Below are 5,169 nucleotides of genomic sequence, written 5' to 3'. Positions count from 1 at the left end.
GTGTCGGCGTTGGCCTTCGTCACCACGACGGTCGGTGTGGGGATCCAGTCTGCGGGCGGGTTCCAGTTCTGGGTGACCCTGTAGTACGCGGCCAGGATACCCCAGTAGCCCTGTAGGAAGGGCGACTGGGCTATCGTGGCGTACATCTCACCCGCCTTCACGGCGGCGACGGCGTCTGGGATGGCGTCGTAGCCCACTACTATGATGTCCTTGCCCGGCGTGAGCCCGGCCCCTTTGATGGCCTGTATAGCGCCGAGCGCCATCTCGTCGTTAGCCGCTATCACCGCGTCCACTTTCTTGGCGGCTAGTATCGACTCCATCTTGCTCAGGGCCTCGTCCCTCCTGAAGTTGGCCACCTCCTCCGCGACGATCACGACCTTACCCTGCGATACAAGCGGGTCTAGGACGTTGTGGAAGCCCTTGTTCCTGTCAATGGCGGCGGTAGTGCCCGGGATACCGTTGAGTATCACGACCTTCCACGGGGTCGGCTTACCGCTCTCTGTGAGGGCCTGGATCAGCGCGTTGGCCGCCTGCTCAGCGCCCTTAACGTTGTCGGTACCGATGAAGACGAACCTCAGGGTCTTGTCGGCGACGTCACGGTCAGTCGTAACGACAGGTATGCCAGCACTCTTAGCCTTGCTCAGCGACGGCTGGATGGCCTGTATGTCCGTGGGGTTGACGACGAGGGCGCTGAACCTCTGGCCCACAGCCGTCTCTATCTGGTTGGACTGGAGCGAGGGGTCGTCCTTAGCGTCGTAGACCACCATCTCTATGTTGACCCCCTTGCTCTTGAGCTCGTTGACAGCCGCTTGAGCGCCGTCGCGTAAAAGCGCGAAGTACGGGTTGCCCAGGTTGCTTATGAAGAGGCCTACCTTGATCCCAGAGGGCTTCTGGCTACTGTAGTACCAGTACGCGAGCCCGCCGGCAACGGCGATGACGACAATAGCTATAATGACGTAGGTTATGGTTTTAGACAGAGCCTTACCCATAGGACTCAACTGTCGCACTTTGAGTATCTAGTTTATCTTGGTAGTATATAAGTCTAACTTGAACACGTGTTCGTACTTACAGAAAATAGAATACGTGTTTACCGAGGTAGCCTCACTTGACGTAGCGTAGCCCGCGGGTCAGCGTGAGGGCCGCTACACCTAGTATGAAGCCTTTGACCACCCACTGGAGGTACGGGTTCACTCCGAGGAGGATGAGTATGTTTGATATTAATGTCAGTATGTAGGCTCCTATGAACGAGCCCACGGGCGAACCGACACCGCCTGTGAGCTGTATGCCGCCTAGCACCGAGGCCGCTATTGCGTCCAGCTCGCTACCGTAGCCTGTCCACGGGTAGGCGGCCTGGAGCCTGGCGTTCATCATCAGGCCGGCGATGGCGTAGAAAGACCCCGCTATCGTGAACACGGCGATCTTTACGTTGTCCGCGTTCAACCCAGAGTACCTCACAGCCTCCTCGTTGCCGCCTATAGCGTAGACCTTCAAGCCCAGCGTGGTCTTCTTCAGTATGAAGTACGTTAAGGCGGTGAAGGCGATGAACAGCCAGACCATGTTGGCGAGGCCGGCTGTCTCGTCGGTGAGCCACTCGTAGCCCACTAGCCCGTATATAGACGTCCCGCCCGTGACGAGGAGGACAAGGCCTCTCGCGGCGACCATAGAGGCGAGCGTCGCGACGAAGGACGGGATCTTCGCCTTGGTCACGGCAAGACCGTTGACGAGGCCGATCAAGGCGCCCACTCCAACTCCGATCAACGCACTGAGTATTACGGGGAACCCGTAAACGTTGCTCGCGAGTGCGGCTATTAGGCCTGCGAGTGCCATGGTCGAGCCGGGCGAGAGGTCGATACTCCCCATCACGATGATCATGGACTCGCCAAGGGCGAGCATGACCAGTGGCGAGGCCTGTAGTAGAAGGATCTTCTGGTTGTAGACCGTTAGGAAGTAGGGCGAGATCACCGCTGAGGCGAGGTACAGGACTACCAGCGCAACGAGCGGCTTGGACTCCTCGAGAGACAGAAACCTCCTCACAAGGGTTGACAGGCTAGCCCCTTTTAAGCCCACGGCTCAACCCCCGTAGCCGGACATTAACTTCACGACCTTGTCTCTACTTACTTCTCCTCTACGTAAATAACCCTTGACCTCCCCCTTGTACAAGACGAGGATCTTGTCGGAGAGCGTGAGGGCTTCGTCGACGTCGGAGGTGGCCAGGATGATCGAGTGTCCCTCCTCGGACAGTCTGGCAATGATCCTCCTGATCTCCACCTTAGCGCCGATGTCTATGCCCATCGTAGGCTCGTCGAATATGAGTATCCTAGACCTGCGCGCCAGGGCCTTGGCTATGACCACCTTCTGCTGGTTCCCCCCGCTCAGGTTAGACACCTTCGTGTACAAGGAGGGCGTCTTGATGTTGAGCCTTCTAACCCAGTCGCTGGCTATGGCCTCCTCTAGGACTCTTTTCCTGACGAACCTCGCGATTAGGTCTATTGACGGCAGTAGGATGTTGTCTTTTACGCTCATGAGAGGGACTATGCCCTCCAACCTCCTGTTCTCGGGGAGGTAGAAGATCCCCAGCCTCGCGGCATCGAGAGGGCTCCTTATCTCCACCCTCCTCCCCTCGACCCACACCTCTCCAGAGACCACTCTCTGCATACCGATAAGCGACTTGGCGAGCTCGGTCTTACCAGAGCCTAGGAGGCCTAGGACCCCCAGTACCTCGCCCCTCATCAACTCGAAGCTGATGTTCCTGAGAGGCACCTCGGAAGGCCTTGTCGGCTGCGTGCTCAGGTTCTTGACTACTAACAGGGGGGGCCCTGCGGTCTCGACGGCTGGTTTATAGGTGTAGAACTCTGATAGGCTCCTCCCCAGCATGAGCGAGACCACCTCGGACGCGCTGGTCTCCGAGACCCTCTTAGTGGCTACCTTCACCCCGTCGCGTAGCACGGTGACCCTGTCGGCGATCCTGAAGACCTCGTCGATGTAGTGCGTTATGTATACAATAGCCCTCCCCCTCGACTTCAGGTCTCTTATCACGCTGAACAGCCTCTCCACCTCGCCGGGTGTGAGGGCGCTTGTTGGCTCGTCGAGGCAGATCACCTTTGCGTCCTCCGCGAGCGCCCTAGCTATCTGCACCAGCTGTTGCTCCCCAACCCCTAGGTCTCTTAACTTCGTAGAGGGGTCGACGTCCAAGCCGACCATCTTAAGGTACTTCGAGGCGTAGTCGTCCAGCTCCCTCCTACTTACAACGAAGCCGGATGCGCGGCCGCGCGACAGCTTTGACACGAATATGTTCTCCGCTACTGTGAGGTTCGGGTAAACCATGATCTCCTGGTGTACAAGAGTAATACCGTGCCTCTTAGCGTCGGCCGGGCTCCTGATCCTCACCTGCCTCCCGTCGACGTAGATCTCGCCTCTGTCAGGGGGGTATATACCGTTCAGCACCTTGACGAGCGTAGACTTCCCGGCCCCGTTCTGCCCCACTACAGCGTGGACTTCGCCGTACATGACGTCGAAGTCGATGTTGTTTAGGGCCACGACGCCCGGGAAAGTCTTGGTCAAGTTGACGGCTTTGACCGCGGGGGGTGTGCTCATCTAGGCCACCACGACCGGCTCGTACTCCTGGAACTCCCTCCTCTGGGCGAAGACGTCTAGGTCGGCCTTCCACGGCAGCCCAGTCTGGGCGCCCGGTTTCGTCACCTTTATAGCAGCTGCCGCGACGCCTATTTTCACGGACTCCGGGAGGGAGAGGCCTGTGGCCAGGCCGTACGCCAGGCCGGCGTTGAACGCGTCCCCCGCACCAGTCGTGTCCACGACGCTCACTCGGAAAGCCGGGAACAAAAGTGCGTAGTCTCTCGCGACGAGGACTGCGCCCTCGGACCCCATCGTCACAACCACGTGTTCTACACCCATTTCAATCAGCCTCCGGCCAGCCTCCACCGCGCTCTTTACGTCGGTGACTCTTACACCTGTGAGCAGCGAGGCCTCCGACCTGTTGGGCGTGATAACGTCTACGTGTCTCAAGACCTCTCCTCGCAAACTGCTCGCGGGGGCGGGATTTAACACCACGTAGTCAACGTACTCGCCCGCCTTCGCGAGCGAGTACTCGACGACCCCCAGAGGTATCTCAAGCTGAGTAAGGAACACCCTGGACGCGGAGAGAGCCGGCTCGGCTCTGTCTACGTCCTCTCTCGACAAAGCGTAGTCCGCTCCAGGGTCAACGGCGATCATGTTCTCGCCCGTCTCGTCGTTGACGTAGATAACAGCTACACCGGTCTCGAGCTCGTCGGAGAACGCGATGTAGGAGGTGTCGACGTTGTTCGACTTGAAGTTGTCGACGAGCATCGCGCGGAAGCTCCTGCCGATCTTACCCACCATGAAGGTCTTTAGCCCTAGCCTGCCGCATCCCACGGCCTGGTTGGCGCCTTTACCTCCGGGGAGTATCGTGAACCCGTGCCCGAGTATTGTCTCGCCCGGGTGGGGGAACCTCTTAACTCTGATTACGAAGTCCACGTGTATACTACCGAGGACTGTTATCATGAAGCTCACGTTGACAGACTTGAAATAACTCTATAAACTCGTGCGATATATACGTTTAGCTCTTTTTACTAAATGTAGCACCCAAGGTGGGCTGCGGCCCCACTCCTAGAAGGGGACGCCGGCGACTAGGGCTATGTTAGAGTACGGCGTGTACTCGCCTGTCCTCACCACGAACCTGGACGAGGCCACGTATACGGCCTTGAACTCCTCGTGGGGCACGTACTTCAGCTCGAAGTTCTTCCACGACGCCTTGTTGGCCTCGATCAAATCGAGTACCCTCTTGTGCACCTCGGGGTTCCGGTCCTTTATCTCGCTGGCTAGAACTGCCTTCTCGACCACCACGTTCCTCAACACCACCTCCAAGACCTCCAGGAAGCCCGGTCTACCCGGCGCGAACGCTAGGTCTATCCTCTTCTTGCCGGGTGGTATGGGGAGCCCCGCGTCTGCGATGACGAACACGTCTGTGTGCCCGAGCTTAGACAGCTCGTATAGGAGCTCGGGGTGTATGATCTGGGACTTCAACAACGCCTCCACCCAACTTCGTAATCTGCCCCCGAGCTATATTACTGTAACCCTTACTGTAACCCCGGGCCGCCGCCCTCGAGAGAGAGCACCAGGTAGCTCTCACCC

At 58.5% G+C, this 5,169-nt stretch carries 5 protein-coding genes; all 5 read right to left on the bottom strand.

What is annotated here, in order from left to right:
• On the bottom strand, window positions 1–989 hold a 989-nt coding region (locus tag ACP5VX_RS06075), incomplete at its 3' end, for a D-ribose ABC transporter substrate-binding protein (protein ID WP_428724992.1).
• Between the two features lie 112 nt (window positions 990–1,101).
• Window positions 1,102–2,067 carry an ABC transporter permease gene (locus ACP5VX_RS06070; RefSeq protein ID WP_428724991.1) on the bottom strand — a complete coding sequence of 322 codons (966 nt, stop codon included), beginning with the start codon at window positions 2,065–2,067 and terminating at the stop codon, window positions 1,102–1,104.
• A 3-nt stretch (window positions 2,068–2,070) separates the two neighbouring features.
• Window positions 2,071–3,594, bottom strand: a complete 1,524-nt coding sequence (locus tag ACP5VX_RS06065) for a sugar ABC transporter ATP-binding protein (RefSeq protein WP_428724990.1) — start codon at window positions 3,592–3,594, stop codon at window positions 2,071–2,073.
• Entirely contained in the window at window positions 3,595–4,539 is a 945-nt protein-coding gene (gene rbsK, locus ACP5VX_RS06060) for a ribokinase (RefSeq protein ID WP_428724993.1), read from the bottom strand.
• Between the two features lie 105 nt (window positions 4,540–4,644).
• The gene (gene rbsD / locus ACP5VX_RS06055; RefSeq protein WP_428724989.1) at window positions 4,645–5,064 is read right to left on the bottom strand and encodes a D-ribose pyranase; all 420 of its coding nucleotides are present in this window, start codon (window positions 5,062–5,064) and stop codon (window positions 4,645–4,647) included.
• Between the last annotated feature and the right edge of the window lie 105 nt (window positions 5,065–5,169).

It is taken from the genome of Thermogladius sp. (genome assembly GCF_049970955.1).
Taxonomy (GTDB): Archaea; Thermoproteota; Thermoprotei_A; order Sulfolobales; family Desulfurococcaceae; genus Thermogladius.
Note: the sequence above shows the minus strand (reverse complement) of the source record. Positions and strands in the feature narration are given on the sequence as shown.

What these genes read in the sequence shown, in the direction of transcription:
- rbsK (WP_428724993.1), bottom strand. Translation starts at nt 4,539, where the DNA reads ATGATAACAGTCCTCGGTAGTATACACGTGGACTTCGTAATCAGAGTT.
- ACP5VX_RS06065 (WP_428724990.1), bottom strand. Translation starts at nt 3,594, where the DNA reads ATGAGCACACCCCCCGCGGTCAAAGCCGTCAACTTGACCAAGACTTTC.